This is a genomic window from Nostoc sp., assembly GCF_036917815.1.
GTDB lineage: Bacteria > Cyanobacteriota > Cyanobacteriia > Cyanobacteriales > Nostocaceae > Nostoc.
Map to the genome: position 1 here is coordinate 19,936 of NZ_JBALEK010000100.1, position 17,326 is coordinate 37,261.

At 41.6% G+C, this 17,326-nt stretch carries 13 protein-coding genes, 1 tRNA gene and 1 CRISPR repeat array; of the genes, 5 read left to right on the plus strand and 9 right to left on the minus strand.

The genetic code is table 11. The annotated features are described in order from the left end of the window. Positions 1-5 precede the first annotated feature (5 nt). The gene (locus tag V7K97_RS29880) at positions 6-599 is read right to left on the minus strand and encodes a hypothetical protein (protein WP_334804597.1); all 594 of its coding nucleotides are present in this window, start codon (positions 597-599) and stop codon (positions 6-8) included. A 175-nt stretch (positions 600-774) separates the two neighbouring features. On the opposite strand from V7K97_RS29880, the gene V7K97_RS29885 reads away from it, so the two are divergent. Further along, positions 775-1,080, plus strand: a complete 306-nt coding sequence (locus V7K97_RS29885; RefSeq protein WP_334804598.1) for a hypothetical protein — start codon at positions 775-777, stop codon at positions 1,078-1,080. Positions 1,081-1,261: 181 nt separating this feature from the next. Here the strand turns inward: V7K97_RS29885 and tsaB are convergent, their stop codons facing one another. The 3 genes from tsaB to V7K97_RS29900 all read right to left on the minus strand — a co-directional run bounded on the left by tsaB (position 1,262) and on the right by V7K97_RS29900 (position 5,562). Beyond that, positions 1,262-1,921: a tRNA (adenosine(37)-N6)-threonylcarbamoyltransferase complex dimerization subunit type 1 TsaB gene (tsaB, locus tag V7K97_RS29890; RefSeq protein ID WP_334804599.1), complete on the minus strand. Its 660-nt coding sequence runs from the start codon at positions 1,919-1,921 to the stop codon at positions 1,262-1,264. 452 nt (positions 1,922-2,373) lie between these two features. Further along, positions 2,374-3,804: an esterase-like activity of phytase family protein gene (locus tag V7K97_RS29895; protein WP_334804600.1), complete on the minus strand. Its 1,431-nt coding sequence runs from the start codon at positions 3,802-3,804 to the stop codon at positions 2,374-2,376. A gap of 221 nt (positions 3,805-4,025) precedes the next feature. Next, a CRISPR array of direct repeats spans positions 4,026-4,668; the repeat unit is 37 nt; unit sequence GTTTCCATCCCCGTGAGGGGAAAGTGATTAGAAAACT. Positions 4,669-5,313: 645 nt separating this feature from the next. After that, positions 5,314-5,562: a Ycf34 family protein gene (locus tag V7K97_RS29900; protein ID WP_334804601.1), complete on the minus strand. Its 249-nt coding sequence runs from the start codon at positions 5,560-5,562 to the stop codon at positions 5,314-5,316. 86 nt (positions 5,563-5,648) lie between these two features. Between V7K97_RS29900 and V7K97_RS29905 the strand changes: the two genes are divergently transcribed. Next, positions 5,649-6,965, plus strand: coding sequence for a CCA tRNA nucleotidyltransferase (locus V7K97_RS29905; RefSeq protein WP_334804602.1), 1,317 nt, complete (start codon positions 5,649-5,651; stop codon positions 6,963-6,965). Positions 6,966-7,075: 110 nt separating this feature from the next. Here V7K97_RS29905 and V7K97_RS29910 read toward each other — a convergent pair whose 3' ends face one another. Then, a complete protein-coding gene (locus V7K97_RS29910) occupies positions 7,076-8,134 on the minus strand; it encodes a glycosyltransferase family 4 protein (RefSeq protein ID WP_334804603.1) in 1,059 nt (352 codons plus the stop codon). Positions 8,135-8,961: 827 nt separating this feature from the next. Here V7K97_RS29910 and V7K97_RS29915 point away from each other — a divergent pair. Then, on the plus strand, positions 8,962-9,102 hold the full coding sequence (locus V7K97_RS29915; protein WP_334804604.1) for a hypothetical protein: 141 nt from the start codon (positions 8,962-8,964) through the stop codon (positions 9,100-9,102). A 66-nt stretch (positions 9,103-9,168) separates the two neighbouring features. Further along, positions 9,169-10,689 carry a bifunctional phosphoribosylaminoimidazolecarboxamide formyltransferase/IMP cyclohydrolase gene (gene purH, locus V7K97_RS29920; RefSeq protein WP_334804605.1) on the plus strand — a complete coding sequence of 507 codons (1,521 nt, stop codon included), beginning with the start codon at positions 9,169-9,171 and terminating at the stop codon, positions 10,687-10,689. Positions 10,690-11,634: 945 nt separating this feature from the next. Here the strand turns inward: purH and V7K97_RS29925 are convergent. Further along, positions 11,635-11,707 (minus strand) — tRNA-Ala (locus V7K97_RS29925). A 77-nt stretch (positions 11,708-11,784) separates the two neighbouring features. Here V7K97_RS29925 and trhO point away from each other — a divergent pair. Then, on the plus strand, positions 11,785-12,699 hold the full coding sequence (gene trhO, locus V7K97_RS29930) for an oxygen-dependent tRNA uridine(34) hydroxylase TrhO (protein ID WP_334804606.1): 915 nt from the start codon (positions 11,785-11,787) through the stop codon (positions 12,697-12,699). Between the two features lie 8 nt (positions 12,700-12,707). On the opposite strand, the gene V7K97_RS29935 is transcribed toward trhO, so the two are convergent. The 3 genes from V7K97_RS29935 to V7K97_RS29945 form a co-directional block, all read right to left on the minus strand. Next, on the minus strand, positions 12,708-14,231 hold the full coding sequence (locus V7K97_RS29935; protein ID WP_334804607.1) for a hybrid sensor histidine kinase/response regulator: 1,524 nt from the start codon (positions 14,229-14,231) through the stop codon (positions 12,708-12,710). 7 nt (positions 14,232-14,238) lie between these two features. Then, positions 14,239-17,040: a PAS domain S-box protein gene (locus V7K97_RS29940; RefSeq protein ID WP_334804608.1), complete on the minus strand. Its 2,802-nt coding sequence runs from the start codon at positions 17,038-17,040 to the stop codon at positions 14,239-14,241. 73 nt (positions 17,041-17,113) lie between these two features. Further along, positions 17,114-17,308, minus strand: a complete 195-nt coding sequence (locus V7K97_RS29945) for a hypothetical protein (RefSeq protein ID WP_334804610.1) — start codon at positions 17,306-17,308, stop codon at positions 17,114-17,116. Positions 17,309-17,326 lie beyond the last annotated feature (18 nt).

Consider the following 17,326-nt stretch of genomic DNA (forward strand, 5'->3'; position numbering starts at 1 on the left):
TTTGTTTAATGGTATTCAAATCCAGTTACTACATGAGTGGATTCATAGTAGTAAACAAATAGTGGCTCGTTATATCTAATTTCTGCTGCTTTCTTTTTATCTATTTTTAAGTTAAGTATTTCTCCTTTTACATTGATAGGAAATATTGCATATTTATCTACTTCAGCAAATTCAGGATGTACCCTAATCATGACTTCTAACTTAACAGGTTTTTCAGTATTACCCTCTGTGTTTACTACAGTAGGATCAACTGATACATCTCCTATTAGTTGGTACATACCTTGTTGAACTACATTTACTTTAGCTTTGATTCTACTGCCAGGAAGTAGTTTACCTGATTTATCTGGACTAGCTATTAGTAATCCTTCACATCCTTCAGTACCTTCTGTAATACTTACATTAAGCTTTCCGTTTACTTTTTCTACTGAAGTTACTATTCCTGATATGTATCCTCTATCTCCATTAGATGAGTTACATATAGTTAAACCTTCTGCACTTTCTTTTTTAGGTAATGTTGTTCCTACCCATAATATGCTTAGAGATATTCCTAAACATATTAAAGCTAATTTGATTTCTCCATTTGATTTGGTAGTAGTCATCTTTATTGTTTATTCCCTAATAAAAAAAACAGGGTTACAAAAATGTAACCCTTTTTGTATTTAATTAGACTTTAGCAATTAATTATTATTTTGCATTCAGTAACTTTACTAAAGTATCGCTAGATAATGTAATTTCTTCTGGTATATAGTAAATTTATAAAATTATCATAATAAAATGAATCAACAAATAGAAAAATCTCAAGTTCCTAAGCAAATTAATTATATTAATCTATCCCCTGATACTGAATCTAAAATAGTTTACCAAATATTGACACAATCAGCAGGGGTTGGCTTGGGAATGATTCTCACTATATTAGGTTTAGTACTAATGGCTAGATGGATGGGTGTAAATTCACTTATTTCTACATGGATTAAAAAACTAGAAGGAGATGCCGAATCTTTTAGGTCACTTGCTAATAGTGTGCAAAATATGTCTAGCCTTACTCTCCCATCCTTTAGTGACTGTAATCCCAGTTGCTAACTTTACCTGCTTCTCATCTGCAAAGTATGTTCTAGGGAAGCAGGCTTTAATACTACCTGAGTCAAGTCTGACTGTTACTTGACCCTTCTTAGCCTTATTGTTGGGTGTTTTAGCGCTGTTAGTCATAATGCTCAAACCATGCTCAAAATGAGTAAATTAGTCATTGTATAACTTACAAGCATTATGCACCCTGTACTGGATGCTGCCCATAATATGGCAAAGCCTCTGACCAATTAGGACATTTGCCCTCTTGCCAATCGAGATTAGCTAGTTCCAAAATACTTGTCACCGTCGCTGCTAACCCAGATTGCGCTTGAATCAGCTGATAATTAGTGTTCCAATTAGCTAAAGTTTCCTGCCATACTTCTGGTGTCAACACTCTATCTGACAAACACACTTTTAGTTTAGAAGCATCTGACTCAAACTGATAAATAGCAGCAAAAATTTGACCTCGTTGTGCTGGCATTTCCACAGCAATAGTTTTTGAATTTTGACTTTTACCTACTTCTGACCAAGCAACCGCAGCCAAAGTTGAAATCGCAAATACAGGAATATCTAACTGTTGCCCTAAAGTGCGAGCAGTGACAACGCCAATGCGAGTTCCCGTAAAGCCGCCAGGTCCTTTTGCAACTGCGATCCACGACAAATCTGCCCAAGTTTGCGGTTTGATAAATTCAATTAAATATTGATGCACTAAGCTAGATAAATCACGCCCCAAATTCCAAACTTGAGAGCGAGCTTCACCAGCAAAATCACTAATTGCCAAACCCAATTCGGGTGTGGTGGTGTGTAGTGCTAAGGCGTATTTATTTATTGCCAGGTCTTCTAGTTCCGTTGTCAAAGTTACTTAAAATATCTATTTTTATAGAGTTAACGTGATTTATTCAAGCATATAACATAGCGGTTCTTAGGGACTTACAAAGAAAATAATATCCAACTAACTCTTGTGGGGTGGGCAACATGAGCGCCCTATGACTTGGGCGGGCGAGACACCATAGGTGTCAAGTTAAGATAAAACCCCTTTAAAACCTCGTTTCCAGCCAGAGGCTAGAAATGCATCTCATTGGGCTGCTGCCGCCAGTCTTGAGGCGGCAGCCCCAACGACGGGCATTCCCAGTCTCTGACTGGGAACGAGATCATCTCTAAGAAGCTTGTTCTAGGCTGGCTTTCACGTTAAGTTGACACCAATGGCGAGACATTGCACTTGCAGCACTATCTGCCCTAAAGATCGCCGTTCTTAATTGTTTGGTGAGAGTTGCATTTAGAAAACTTCATCTTTCCATTTTGCAACTTCTACCATTTTCTTCCCCCGAACCCCGGATATTCATCCTCTCCTTCAATCTTCTGGGGTACGAAGCCTGGGATGTCAGTAGTGTCAATTGCGAAGACGAAGAACTTGTTTGGGTTGTCGATACCTGCTGGATGTAAAGCATCCGACGTTATAGTACCAACGAAGTCGTTATCGTTGCTGATGAAGAGCGTATGCTTGATCGCGTGGTTAATAACTACATCTGGCCCAAAAGCCAAACCTTCAAGCTTGGCAGGTATGTCCTCTGCTTTGATTCCATTCTGAGTGAGCGTAGCTACTACATCAAGGAAGAGGGTCTTACTAACTTCTTTACCAGCAAGGTTAGTTTCTCCGGTGATCTTGCTTACTTCGGGAGCATTGGTCAGATCGATACGGTATATCTTCTTGAAGGCAGCCTGAGAGCCGTCGCCCAACCCTTTGCCATCTCGTTCGTCTACTAGGAATTCGCGATCGCTGATGGACAAAATCTCACTTACTGTCGGGTATTTCGGTTTTTCTGGTGTGCCGATATTATCTAGCTTATAGGCATACTCTTTGGTGGTGCCTGTTGCAATGTCGATCTTAACAATTCTGGTGTAAGCGCCATTAGTACCGCCGTCTTGGATCAGGGGACTTTGCAGTATGCCGACTAGGGTTTTGCCATTAGGGGTAATTGCGAGACCTTCCATACCCTTGTTTGCAACACGTCCAGATGTGTTACCGCTAATTTCTATTGCACCAACGGGATTTAGATTCTTGACTGCGAACTTGCTGTCGAGTGTAAATACCTTGATGCGCTTACCTGTCTTGCGGTCAAATTGGTACACATAAGGGCCGTATTCATCGGAGATAAAGATGGACTCACCATCATTGGATACACGCACGCCTTCAGGATCGAAGCGGGCATCATTGGAATAGGTCGATATCTGACTGGGGTCAAAGTTGTCTGAGCGTCCAGTGAAATAGTAGGTATTCTTGGCATTCAGTGCAGGGGCACCGTTAGGCACTCCTAGTCCTACCCCAGTACCGTAGTCTAGAGGTTTATTGCTGTATAGCAGAGTCGTGTCAACTAGAGAAGGAGTAAGAGTAAAGGGTAACACTGAACCAGATTTGCTTGGTTCGAGTTTCACAGTGATGGTTTGGAAGCGGTTAATATAGGATGTTGTGTCATCCACAGCGCTATTGTATGCCTTGGCATTGGGGCCTCGATCAGGGATAGCGATGAAGGTGTTACGGCCAGCGTAGGCGATTCCTGACCCAATACCGCCAAGGAGGTTTCCCGCAACCCCATTTTCGAGCGGAGCGGAGGTTTTTTTGGAAAGGTCGCTAATGTTACCACTCAGGCTCCCAACTGCAATCAGCTTAACCTCTGCGTTGGCGGCGGGGGCAATAAAAAATGATGCTAACAAGAACAGAAAGAGATTTCTTTTGAGCATATCAGTATTCCTACTAGATACAATATTTACTTATGGACATTGTATTTTTTTCACTTTTTCATTATCTATGCCTAATCATTAAGCTATTTTTAAGCGAAGATTAAGCCAAGGTTAATGTAGGAATGGCTGATGCCTATCAGTCTTAAGTTTCCATCCCGGTGAGGGGAAGTGATTGAAAAGCCCCAGACAGGAGAGGTTAAACGGTTCTTTGACCAAAAGCTGTTTCCATCCCCGTGAGGGATAAGTGATTGGAAAACTGCGGGTAAACCTGACACCTCAAGAACTTTCACACCTGAAGAGTTTCCATCCCCGTGAGGGGAAAGTGATTAGAAAACTTAACACGGGTTGAGTAACCACAGCCAAAGAACCGAGAAGTTTCCATCCCCGTGAGGGGAAAGTGATTAGAAAACTTCTAGTACAACTAGTGAAGATGAGAAGAAAGAGTTGTGTTTCCATCCCCGTGAGGGGAAAGTGATTAGAAAACTATAGCATATTTGAGATTATAAATAAAAAACCGGAGTCAGGGTTTCCATCCCCGTGAGGGGAAAGTGATTAGAAAACTCAAATCCACTTACATATCTAGATTACGTTTTAAATGTTAGTTTCCATCCCCGTGAGGGGAAAGTGATTAGAAAACTTTACTTGCAGAAACAAAGGATCAATTTTATGTCTATCAGTTTCCATCCCCGTGAGGGGAAAGTGATTAGAAAACTTTTCAAGAAAAAATGGGAATAGCCGTCAGGACTTATGAAGTTTCCATCCCCGTGAGGGGAAAGTGATTAGAAAACAAAAGCGGAACTAAAAAGACTAAGAGAGCTAGTAGAGACGTTTCCATCCCCGTGAGGGGAAAGTGATTAGAAAACCCCACCCTTCTACAACCCTTACTGTGACTGGTTTTGAAAGGTCGTTTTCGAGGGGGTCTAATTTATTTGTCAATAAGCCTAAATTATTGACAAAAATCTAACAGTACATCCGCTCAAACGCTTACACAGCAGCTTGTCGAGGGGGTCAACGAAAGAATCAGGGTTTGAGCGATCGCTATACCCCCGCGAAAAACTTACGTGTGCAAAATCAAAATAAATACTTTTGCTTTCACTAGAAAACTTGGGATTGAATTGTCAAGGTTCTGTTAGCGAACTACCCCGCTGTAAGACGGACGTAGCTCTCCCAATTCATCGGGAATAGCCTCCAGAACTCCGTAGTTCTATTGGTCTTACATTCCCTCCTATTGTCAGGAGTCCTGGTTCCCAAGACCCAAATCTTTGTCTTGCAACATATACCTATTAGCTTGGTTTTCGCTTATGGCATTGATGGTCAAGAAAGTAAATATTCTACTATAAAATCCTGGCTATTCGTCATCCATCCAGAATTTGTCTTTACCAAGTAAAAAATCAATTCCAGATGTAATCCTCATCCCCCGCTCCCTATCCCCACCCTACTAAGAGTCTTCTGGTGGGAACTTCCGCTTTACGTTAATCGGCATAAGTATAACATATTACTCTTGATTTTTCAAGTCGGCACTAATTCACCAGGACGCAACTTCGACCACTTACCCGTTTCTTGCTTAAAGCTCAGACAACCAACAACATCCCATTCCATTTCAATTACATCATCTTTAGTCCGAATGTTGACATTGATAGAAGGTTCATTCGGATCAAAATTTGGTGTTTCAGTCAAGTGAGGCTGTTGGTGCTGCCCTTCTACGGCATGATAGGTAAAACAGCTGTCTACATAGTGGCAGTTCACGCAAATACACATAATAGAACCAACTCCAGACGCCTTTATTGCTAATCTAACTTAAGCCCAGCTGTTATTCATGAGTTGATGGGTTGATTTTTATTACAATGGATGAATCAGTTCCTTCTACTTTAGCTGCCGAAAATTGGCCTTTTAGCTTGGAATTTCTGCCAGAACCCGCTTACATGGTAGGTGGTGCTGTCCGAGATGCCATTCTTGGCAGAACTCGTGAATATCTGGATCTAGATTTTGTTATCCCATCTCAGGCGGTAAAGGTAGCGAGAGCGATCGCTCATCATTACAAAGCTGGTTTTGTGTTACTTGATGCCAAACGACAAATTGCCCGTGTGGTTTTTCCCCACGCCACAGCAGACTTTGCCCAACAGGAAGGAAATAGCTTAGAAGTTGATTTGCACAGACGGGATTTTACAGTAAATGCGATCGCCTATAATCCCTATACTCAAGAAATTATCGATCCTCTGCAAGGTTGTCTAGACTTACAACAGGGCATTTTGCGAATGGTATCACCTGCTAATCTAGAAGATGATCCTTTGCGGTTAATGCGAGGTTATCGCCAAGCTGCCCAATTAGGTTTTACTCTTGAGCCAGCGACCCAAGCCGCAATTCGTTCTTTGGCATCACATATCAGCAAAGTTGCTGCCGAACGAGTTAGGGTAGAAATTGGCTATCTATTAGCAAATTCTCAAGGTACTCCCTGGATTACAAGTGCTTGGGAAGATGGTTTACTTGCCCCTTTCTTCAAAAATGCCACCCGTGAAAGCTTGCTCAAATTAGCAGCAGTTGACAATGCAGCTGCCTTACTCACAGAAAATTGGCAACAACTAGGGGCACAACTGCAAGAATATGTCCGCGATCGCATCAAAACCACTTGGCTAGGTATTGCCAAACTAGCAAGTCTAGTCAACCAAAATCCCGAATTAGCAGAAATAGAGCTACAGGAACTAACTTATAGTCGTGCCGAAATCAGAGGTGTAACCACTGCTCTGAAACTATTACCGCAGTTTCAAGTAGTCGATATGTCTTTGCGAGAACAATACTTTTTATTCCATGACGCAGATATTGTCTTTCCCACTACGGCAGTGCTAGCTGTAGCAGTTGATAATTTCGTAGAGGCGATGTCTGGTGACAAACCACTACATACACCACTCGCTATAACAGAGGAAACTAAAGAAAGGCGCTTCCCTGTTTGGGCATCTTTGATCAACCGCTACTTGAACCCTGATGATCTCGTCGCTCATCCCATTCCCCTAGTGAGCGGGAAGGATTTGATTGTAGCATTAAATATTCCAGCTTCACCAATCATCGGCGAATTGTTAAGAGAAATTGGCGTAGCACAAGCTGAGGGAAAAGTTTCAACACCAACAGAGGCGATCGCTCTTGCACGTCAGTTACTTGAGGGGTGAACTGGAGACTGGGGAGCAGGGGGAGCAGGGGGAGCAGGGGGAGGTGAGGGAGTGAGGGAGTGAGGGACAAGAATTAATAACCAATGCCCAATACCCAATACCCAATACCCTCATTCTGAAATTAACTCACGATATACTACCAAGGTTTCCTGATGGACGCGAGCAACACTCAGCCGTTCTAGATTTTTATTTGCCCGTTGTTTCCATTCGTGCAGCATCTCGGTATTACTCAGTAATTGCACTAAGACCCCAGCCAAAGCATTACTATCTTTTACTGGCACTAAAAGACCAGCTTGCCCATTGTCCAAAGCTTCAGGAATCCCATCTACCTGAGTACCAACGATCGCATTTCCCGCTTCCCTAGCTTCTGAAAGCACGAGAGGGCAAGGATCGCGGTGGGAAGCCAGCACAAATATGTCACAAGATATGAGATAGCGCTGAGGTTGCGGCTGGAAGCCTTCAAAATGAATGCGTTCTTTTACAGAAGTTGCTTGTGCTTGTGCCTCAAATAGCTGTTTATCAGGACCATTTCCTACCAAATAAAGATGCGCTTGGGGAAAATCTGAGGAAATTTTTTCAAAGGCAGCGATTAACTCAGTGATTCCCTTGCGTTGATACATCCCGGCTACGGTGGCGATCGCTGGACGCTGTAATGGTAAAGGTTGATAATCTTGTATTTGTCGAGTGCGGGGACTGCCCAAAGTTCCATTGCATACTACCCGCAACTTGTTTTCTGGGATACCACGCCTTGCCATAGAATCTCGCACCGCCTTACTGACGGCAATTACCCTGTCAGCTAAACCCATCAGCAGGCTAGCACGTTGAAATTCGTTGTGTACCGTAGAAACTAAAGCATACTTGTGTCCTTTAAAAATACGTGCTAGTATTACTCCCGTCATCATGTGGGCATGAACAATATCCGGCTGAAATTCAGCTGCGATCGCTCGGTAATGCATAGCTGCTTTGATCATACTAATCGGTTTCCGGCTTTGGTCTAGTTGGTAGTGTTTGACACCACAAATGTCTAGTAACCTCTCGTATTCACCACCAGCAGAAACAACCGCCACCTCATAACCAGATTTGGCCTGTAGACAAGCTAGATCCACAGCCACATTCACAATCCCGTTACCTATTTCTTGAACGTGGTTTAAAATATGTATGATTCGCATAATTTTTGAGATGTGTATAAAAAATAAAGATAAGTAACTGAGTGTAAATCAACATAATTATTGAAGTCTTCAATGACAACTCAAAAGTAGTCAGTAGTGGGTCAAATTGACCACTTCCTACTGACCAAGAGCGCTTATAACCAATTACTTAGCTTAAAGACTTATTCATTCACAGCTCGATAAATCGGGGTAAAACTCCAAAATTATCAAGACTAAATTTGCTATTTCAGTTGCTACAGCCGAGACAAAGGGCTTAAGCCCCTTGTTTAAGGTATTTAGGACTTACGCAAAAATCGCCAAAAAGCTTAATTTCTCGAACCGCCTTCGCGCTTCGCGTCTCGTAGAGAAGACGCCAAGAAAGCCAAGAATCGTAGAGTGTGCGTAAGTCCTGGTGTGGTCTAAATGTTATTGGGTATGAGTAGCATTCGCGCAGAAAACCGGGTTCAGAGATATTACATGAGTAATACAAGCATGAACCTATCCCAATAATAATATTTTGTGAATCCAGATGTGGATGGTAGGGAGGTCAATAAATGCGTCAAAATAAAAAACTCCATCCCCTTGTGGGTGGAGTCATTAGTCATTAGTCACTTGTACTGAGCGGAGCCGAAGTATTAGTCATTAGTCATTAGTCACTTGTACTGAGCAGAGCCGAAGTATTAGTCATTAGTACCAATGACCCAATACGGTTCGGATAAGGTTTTTTGATGACACGCCGCTAATCGCAAAGACGCGATAAATCGCCTTCTTGACAATAATCAGTCCTTTGTAGAGACGGCGATTTATCGCGTCTCTTGCCTTAACCGAACCGTATTGACCAATGACCAATGACTAAAGCGGCGGGGCGGCTATCCCTCTCCACCCGTGTTCGCGCAGCGTCCCGTAGGGAGGGGATGGAGTTTCCCGCCGCTTTCTATAAACCTTTTGACACCGCTACCGGATGTGTGAATGATCGCCAAAAGTCTTGAAGTGAGCCAAAGCTTATGTAAAACTTGAGATCCTTTGCTTCTGGCCTACTTTTAAGGAATTGATCAATGGCGCGTCTAGCCCTGCTCAGTGTATCTAACAAAACTGGTTTAATTGACCTAGCCCGTAGCTTGGTTGAAGAATTTAACTTTGATTTAATCAGCAGTGGGGGAACAGCCCAAGCAATCAAAGATGCTGGACTCCCAGTTACCAAAGTTGCAGATTATACAGCTTCACCAGAGATTTTAGGTGGTCGAGTTAAAACACTGCATCCCCGGATTCATGGCGGAATTTTGGCACGGCGAGATGTTCCCCAAGATATTACAGATTTAGAAAATAACCAAATTCGCCCGATTGATTTAGTAGTGGTGAATCTATATCCTTTTGAGGAAACTATTGCTAAACCAGGGGTGACATTATCCCAAGCGGTTGAGCAAATTGATATCGGTGGACCGGCGATGCTACGGGCATCATCGAAAAACTTTGCCCATCTCGCTGTATTATGCGATCCGGCACAATATGACGAATATTTGCAAGAATTGCGCCAAAATAACGGCCAAGCATCCTTAGAGTTTCGGCAAAAGGCGGCATTAAAAGGATTTTCGCACACTGCTAGCTACGATCAAGCGATCGCATCTTACCTCGCAGACTCACAGCATTACACCCTTAGGGGCACACAATTACAATCTCTGCGTTACGGCGAAAACCCCCATCAACCCGCCACCTGGTATCAAACTGGTACTACCCCAACGGGATGGACAGCCGCCACCAAACTGCAAGGTAAAGAACTTAGTTACAATAATTTAGTTGATTTAGAAGCCGCACGCCGAATTATTGTTGAATTCACAGATACCCCAGCCGCAACGATTATCAAACATACAAATCCCTCTGGTACTGCACTGGGAAGCACTATTTCCCAAGCGTACCAAAAAGCTTTCAACGCTGATTCTATTTCTGCCTTTGGTGGTATTGTTGCACTCAACCGTCCCATTGATGCGGCTACGGCCAGCGAGTTAACCAAAACATTTTTAGAATGTGTGGTTGCACCAAGTTGTGATGCCGAAGCTCAAGAAATCTTAGCCAAAAAATCTAACGTGCGAGTTTTGATTTTACCAGATTTCAGCAGTAGCTCTAAGGAAACAGTGAAGGCGATCGCAGGTGGTTTCCTTGTCCAAGCTAGCGATGACGTGATTGCAGACACTAGTAAATGGCAAATAGTCACCGAACGTCAACCTACCGAGGGCGAATTAGCCGAATTGCTATTTGCGTGGAAAGTTTGCAAACACGTTAAATCTAATGCCATTGTTGTGACAAGCGATCGCACTACACTAGGAGTAGGTAGTGGTCAAATGAACCGCGTCGGCTCAGTTAAAATTGCCCTAGAACAAGCTGGAGAAAAAGCCAAAGGCGCAATTCTCGCCAGCGATGGATTCTTCCCCTTTGATGATTCAGTCAGAACAGCCGCAGCCGCAGGAATTACAGCCATTGTCCAACCGGGGGGAAGTTTGCACGATAAAGATTCTATCATTGCTGCTAACCAACTGGGTTTAGTGATGGTCTTAACTGGTGTACGTCACTTTTTACACTAAAATATTTAACCGTAAGGTGTGCAGTTTTGAAAGTGTCACTCAATATACTTGCCCTTTGATAGAAGCGGTGATATGGTTTAGTCGTGTGTGAGGAGCAAGTTAAAAATAAAAAGCGCCTGGGGTGGAAACACGGCAACACTCCCAAGCGCTTTTTAATTTGTCAAAAATTAGATTGGTTGTCCAGTTTTAAAAAGTTTCATTCAATATACTTGCCTTTTGATAGAAGCAGTGATATTGTTGAATAGTGTGTGAGGAGCAAGTTAAGAATAAAAAACGCCTGGGGTGGAAACACGGCAACACTCCCAAGCGTTTTTTAATTTGCGTATATAAATTAACGCTTCCAAAAATTTTGGCGATCAACTAATCGATGATCTTGATATTTTTTGACACATACACGATTGTAAACAACGGAATTTATCTAATAGAGTATGTCCCCATTGTTTGGGTATAGAGTCAAGGACTGGATTGATCAAATTATTGGACATCTATACGAAAAAAGCGGCTTTGTTATCCGCGATCGCAAACTTTAGCTGCTTGTTAACCCTCTGGGGACTCCCTATAAAGGGATGGGGTTTTGATGTACATTATATTTGCATAGGCGTAGCCAAACCCAGGTATCGCACGTTTCAATGATATCATGTCCGAATAATTAGTTATGATTCCCACAGTCATTGCACCCCACACGCCAGATGCTCCACTTGGGGAGACCCCAGACGCTCTCTACGAGACGCTAAAAGCGAACGCGGACTCGCTAACGCTACGCTATCGCTTTTAGCGTCTCCCCTTCTCCCAAAGGGAGAGGCTAGCGCCAAGGGAGAAGACCGCACTGGCTCCCCTTAATCCCCTCCCCGCTTGCGGGGAGGGGAGACAAAGCATAGCTTTGGCGGGGTGGGGTTCTTAGAGTTTAATAAGTAATCAAACGGACATGATATAAAAGATTTTTAATGGAGGTTAGCGGACTCGAACCGCTGACATCCTGCTTGCAAAGCAGGCGCTCTACCAACTGAGCTAAACCCCCATAAAATTAAAATAGCAGGTAAATTTACTTGTCATTGCCATTCCTATTGTAACTTATATTGTTCTATTCTCAAAGGGATGAAACCAGAAAATATCCAGGTCATCGCAGCACTGTATAAATTTGTTAAGCTGCCAGATTTTGCCGATAAACTAGAACCTCTGCTGTCTTACTGTCAAAGGCAAGGTGTCAAGGGGACAATTTTGCTAGCACAAGAAGGGATTAACGGTACAATTGCTGGATCGCGTCAGGCTATTGACTCCGTTCTCTGGTTTTTGCGTTCTGACCCCCGTCTAGTAGACCTAGAACACAAAGAGTCCTATACCGAAACCCCGCCCTTTGAGCGGATGAAAGTCCGGTTGAAGCAAGAAATTGTCACTTTAGGGTTGCCGGAGATTGACCCAACCGAGCGAGTTGGCACTTATGTCAATCCCCAGGAATGGAATGATTTAATTTCTGATCCAGAAGTAACCGTGATTGACACCCGGAATGATTATGAGGTGAATATCGGTACTTTCCACGGTGCAGAAAATCCCCAAACTGAATCATTCCGCGAATTTCCCGATTATGTGCTACACCACCTCGACCCAACTAAACACAAAAAGGTTGCTCTGTTTTGTACGGGCGGCATTCGCTGTGAAAAAGCCTCATCTTTTATGCTTGCTCAAGGCTTTGCAGAAGTTTACCATCTTAAAGGCGGCATTCTCAAGTATTTGGAGGAAGTTCCAGCCCAAGAAAGTTTATGGGAAGGGGAATGTTTTGTCTTTGACGATCGGGTAACTGTCAGTCATGGGTTGGAGGAAGGTCGTTGTGAGCGGTGCTTCTGTTGTGGGCGTCCGATTTCTGAGGAAGATAAGGTATCTGACAAGTATGAGCAAGGTATCTCTTGTCTCTATTGTTTCGATAGCCTCACCGAAGAAAAAAGAGCGCGTCAGCAGCAAAAATGGCGGCACTACCAAACCCAACTTGGTAACAAAAATCAGGATGTGAGTTGAAGAATAATTCATAATTCGGAATCTTCAGTCAAGGATAATTCCGAATTTAAGGGCAAAGTTACTGTAAATGTAGTACCGACTCCAACTTGACTTGTGACAGTGATTTGCCCCCCATGAGCATCAACGCACCTTTTAACAATTACTAACCCCAATCCAGTACCCTTAATTGATTCGACATTTGAGGCTCGGTAGAATGATTCAAAAAGTTTATCTTGGTCTGATTCGGGAATACCCATACCTTGATCTTGAATATAAAAAATTGCTACTTTCTCAATCGGGTCGCAGATTAAATCAAACTGAATTTTGCCACCTCTTGGAGAATATTTAACCGCGTTTGAGACGAGATTTTCAAATAGGTAATGTAATAGTCCTTCGTCCATTACAGCAGTTGTGCGATCGCTATGACAGGTAAAAACAATTTCACACGCGCTATTTTTAACAATAGAAAAATCTTCGATTAACTCTCGACAGAATTGCTCTAAGTGAAGGCTAACAGGGTTGTATATGAGTTTTTCTGCCTCCGCTCGACCCATAAACAGCACCTCTTCCATGAGTTTTTCTAGAGAGCGCACAGCACCTTGAATTCGCTTTAAATAGATGCCTCTTTTTGCATCTGTCAAATTTGCTCCTTGCATTTCTATGAGTTCTACTGATGTTTGAATAACAGTCAGAGGATTACGGAACTCATGAGATACGGTAGAGATAAATAAGGATTTGAGACGGTTAAGTTCTTGCTCCTTCTCCAATGCTTGTTCTAGCAACTTTGTTTGCCGTCGTTCGCTAAGATCCCAGAAAACAACTACTACACCATTTATCTGGTCAGGTAGTCGCTTTATTGGTGAAGCACTATCACCAATTGGAACTCTTTTGCCGTTTTTTGTAATTAGAGATGTGAATTCCCCTAAATAAACAACCTGTTGCTCTCGCAGCACTTTTGTCACCGGGTTTTCTAATGTAGTCTCTGTAACTTCATCGACAATGTGAAAAATCTTTGTTGCTTCATTTCCTAAAGCATCTTTTTGCTGCCAGCCAGTCAGCGCCTCAGCTGCGGGATTCATAAATGTTACTGTTGCCTGCTCATTAGTAGCGATTACAGCATCACTCATGGAGTTTAAAAGGGTTGCTAACTGATCTCGATTTTCCCGCAGTTCACGTTCTAACTGGTGTTTTAACAGACCGATCTCGATCGCTATTCTTAAATCTTTTGTAGTAAATGGTTTAACGATGTATCCGAAAGGTTGGGTAATTTTGGCTCTTTCTAAAGTATGATCGTCACCATAAGCGGTTAAATAAATTACAGGTACATCTAACTGCTGACGAATCTTACTGGCGGTAGCAATACCGTCCATCTCACCTTTAAGAATAATATCCATTAATACTAGTTCTGGTTGAGTTTCCGATGCCTTGGCAATGGCAACTTTTCCAGATGAAGCTGTACCCGTAACAATATATCCTAGTTTACTAAGTTGGCTAGCAATAGTTCTAGCCACAATCACTTCATCTTCAACGACTAAAATCTTAGCTTGAGCCATTTGATATTTACTGATGCAAAGTTAACTGCGTGAATTGGATTTTGAATACTGTTCCATGATTGCGTTCTAGAGTTATGTCACCTTCCAGTTGTTCTGTAACCAAATCATGTACTAACGACAGACCCAAAGAATCAGTATTTCTCCAATCTAAATTATCTGGTAAACCAATGCCATTGTCTCCAATAGTCATCTCGATATTATTGTCAAGATTACGTAGAGTAATACTAATTGTACCTAGTTGTTGATTGAGAAAGGCGTGTTTGAGGGCATTAGAGATTAATTCATTAATAACCAATCCACAGGCCATAGCTTGGTCAACATTCAAACTCAATGGTTCTATATCAGTTTTGAGAGCGATTCTACCAGGCCATATTTGATAGGAAATTAGCAAGCTTGCTGCTAAATTATGGATATAGTCACCAACATCAATTTGTCCAATATTAGCGGAGGTATACAAATTTTTATGAATGAGAGATATTGACTCAATTCGGTTTTGACTTTCTCGAAGAACTTTGATGACTTCTGGATCTTTGAGTGTTTGAGACTGAAGTTGTAATAAACTGGAGACAATTTGCAAATTATTTTTAACTCGATGATGAACTTCCTTTAAGAGAACTTCTTTTTCAGCTAAGGCATTTTTTAATTTCACTTGAGCTTTTTGTCTTTGAACAAGTTCAGTTTGAGCTTGCTCAAAGATGCTGGATTGTTGAATTGCGATCGCTAATTGGACTGTCAGTTGATCGAGCAAATCTAATTGATTTTCTTCCCACTGGCGGAAACCAGAGCATTGGTGAGCAATCAATAAACCCCAAAGGTGAAAGCCAGGGTTTTGAGAGCTGACTTCTAGTAAAATTGGTACAACTAAATTTGCTTTCACCTCAAACCGTTCTAACAGGCGAATATGGCAATCAGTTAGTCCAGCTTCATAAATATTAGCGATCGCACGTTTGCGTCCCTGATAATACTCCACTCCTGCGCCTGTTTGAAAACAAGTATCATGAATCTCTACACCCAAAGAAGCTGTCCATCGAGGTTCCACCGATTCCGCCATAATTGTGCCGATCATCTCTGAGTCAAACTGATAAACTACTACTCGATCAACTTCAAGTAAATCTCGCACTTCTTCAACTGTTGCATTCAGAATATCGTGGAGATTCAAAGATTGACGAATCCGTTGAGCAACAGTTCGCATTAATTGCTCCCGCTCGGCTTGGGCTTTTAGAGCTAGTTCAGTTCGCTTCCGTTCAGTGATATCTTGTCCAATACCGATAATTTGACCATTTGAAAGGTAAACATTAGTCCAAGACGTATCCAGTAAACGACCAGCGCACACTTGAGTTTTAAAGTCACCCCAATTGCGTTGTGCAGACTGCATAAAATTAATTACATACTGTCGATATTCAGCATTAGGATATAACACTTCCAAGACATCACGAGTTTGGAAGTCTTGAAATTTCCAACCGAGAACATTTTCCCATTCTTGGTTGACCCACTGGAGTTTGCCATTGGCATCAATGAGGGCAATCATCAACGGTATACTCTCAAAAATTATCCGCAAAAACTCATTTTGTCCTTGAAGTTTTGTTTCAGCATTTTTGCGGTCATTAATATCATTAAATACTGTCAATATTGCTGATTCGTTGTTATAATTTAAATATTGAAGGGAAGCGATCGCCCAAAAAAAAGTTCCATCGGCTCTTTTTAATTGAAGTTCATAATTATGAATAAAGCCATCTTGATTAAGAGCTTTTAACAGGGCTTCTAAATCTGTGAAATTATGATATAAATCTAATATATTTTTGCGATTAACTAAATACTCTGGAGAAAACTGAAATGTTTGAAGTGACTCTGGATTAGCGTATAAAATCAACCCATCAGAGACACGCGAAATAATGAACGGAACAGGAATAGCTTCAGAAATGACTCGAAATCTAGCTTCACTTTCCTGAAGAGTTTTTTCTATTTGTTTGTGTTCTGTGATGTCTCGTATATTAACCAAACGAGCATTATAACTGCTATAATCTATTGGATGCGTGAAAATTTCAACATCAATAATCTGCCCATCTTTTCGCTGATGTTGCCATTGTCCAGCAAAGTGTAAGTTAGGGTAATTTTGTCCTAAATATTCCCGTAATATAGGCACATCTTTTAGAGGACGAATGTCAGTTATTCGCATTTGTAAGAACTTTTCTCGTGAGTAGCCGTAATGGATAACAGCAGCTTCATTTACATCTAAAAATTGCAGATTATTCTGGTTATATACCCACATTGGGTTAGGATTTTTAGAGAAAAAGAGATTAAAACTTCTTTGGCTATCGTCAATAAGTTTTTGCCTATGTGACTCTAAATGTCTGATTACTTGTCGAGCCAATTGTTGCAAAGCTACTTGCTCTTTAACATTCAAGTTTCGCGGTGCAAAATCAATTACACAAAGACTACCTAATGCAATGCAGCTTGAAGTAATTAGAGGAACACCCGCATAGAAGCGGAAATAATTATTTGATGTGACAAAGGGATTTTTCGCAAACCGTTCATCTTGCAAAGTGTCGGGGATAATTAATATTTGACTTTGCAAGATAGTATAACTACCAAAGGAAATGCTTCGAGAAACTTCCGATATCGTTACTCCGATTTTTGACTTGAACCATTCTCGTTCGGCATCAACTAAGCTAATGAGAGCGATTGGTGTTTCACAAAAGTTAGCAGCTAGTTGAGCTAGTTCATCAAAAACTTCTTCTGGTGGTGTATCTAAAATTCGATATTGATTAAGTACTTCTAGACGTTGGCTTTCATTCTCAGGAAATAGCATTAGTGGTTGGGTGAAAAAAGTTTTGTTAAATGCGAGATTTAATTTGCTGAAATCTGAAAAAATAATTAAATATCTATAATTCGACTTTTGAGGATAATTTCATTGTTAGAGCTATGGGATTTTTCAGCTTCTTTTTTTGGCGCTGCTGATTCCGGGATGAAAAATAATTTTGCGTTATTTCAAAATCCTTGTAGAGACGTTGCATTGCAACGTCTCTACATCCAAATTCATCCCTCGATTCAGCAACACCTTTTTTTTTAGTCTTCATATATCTTCATATAGAGGT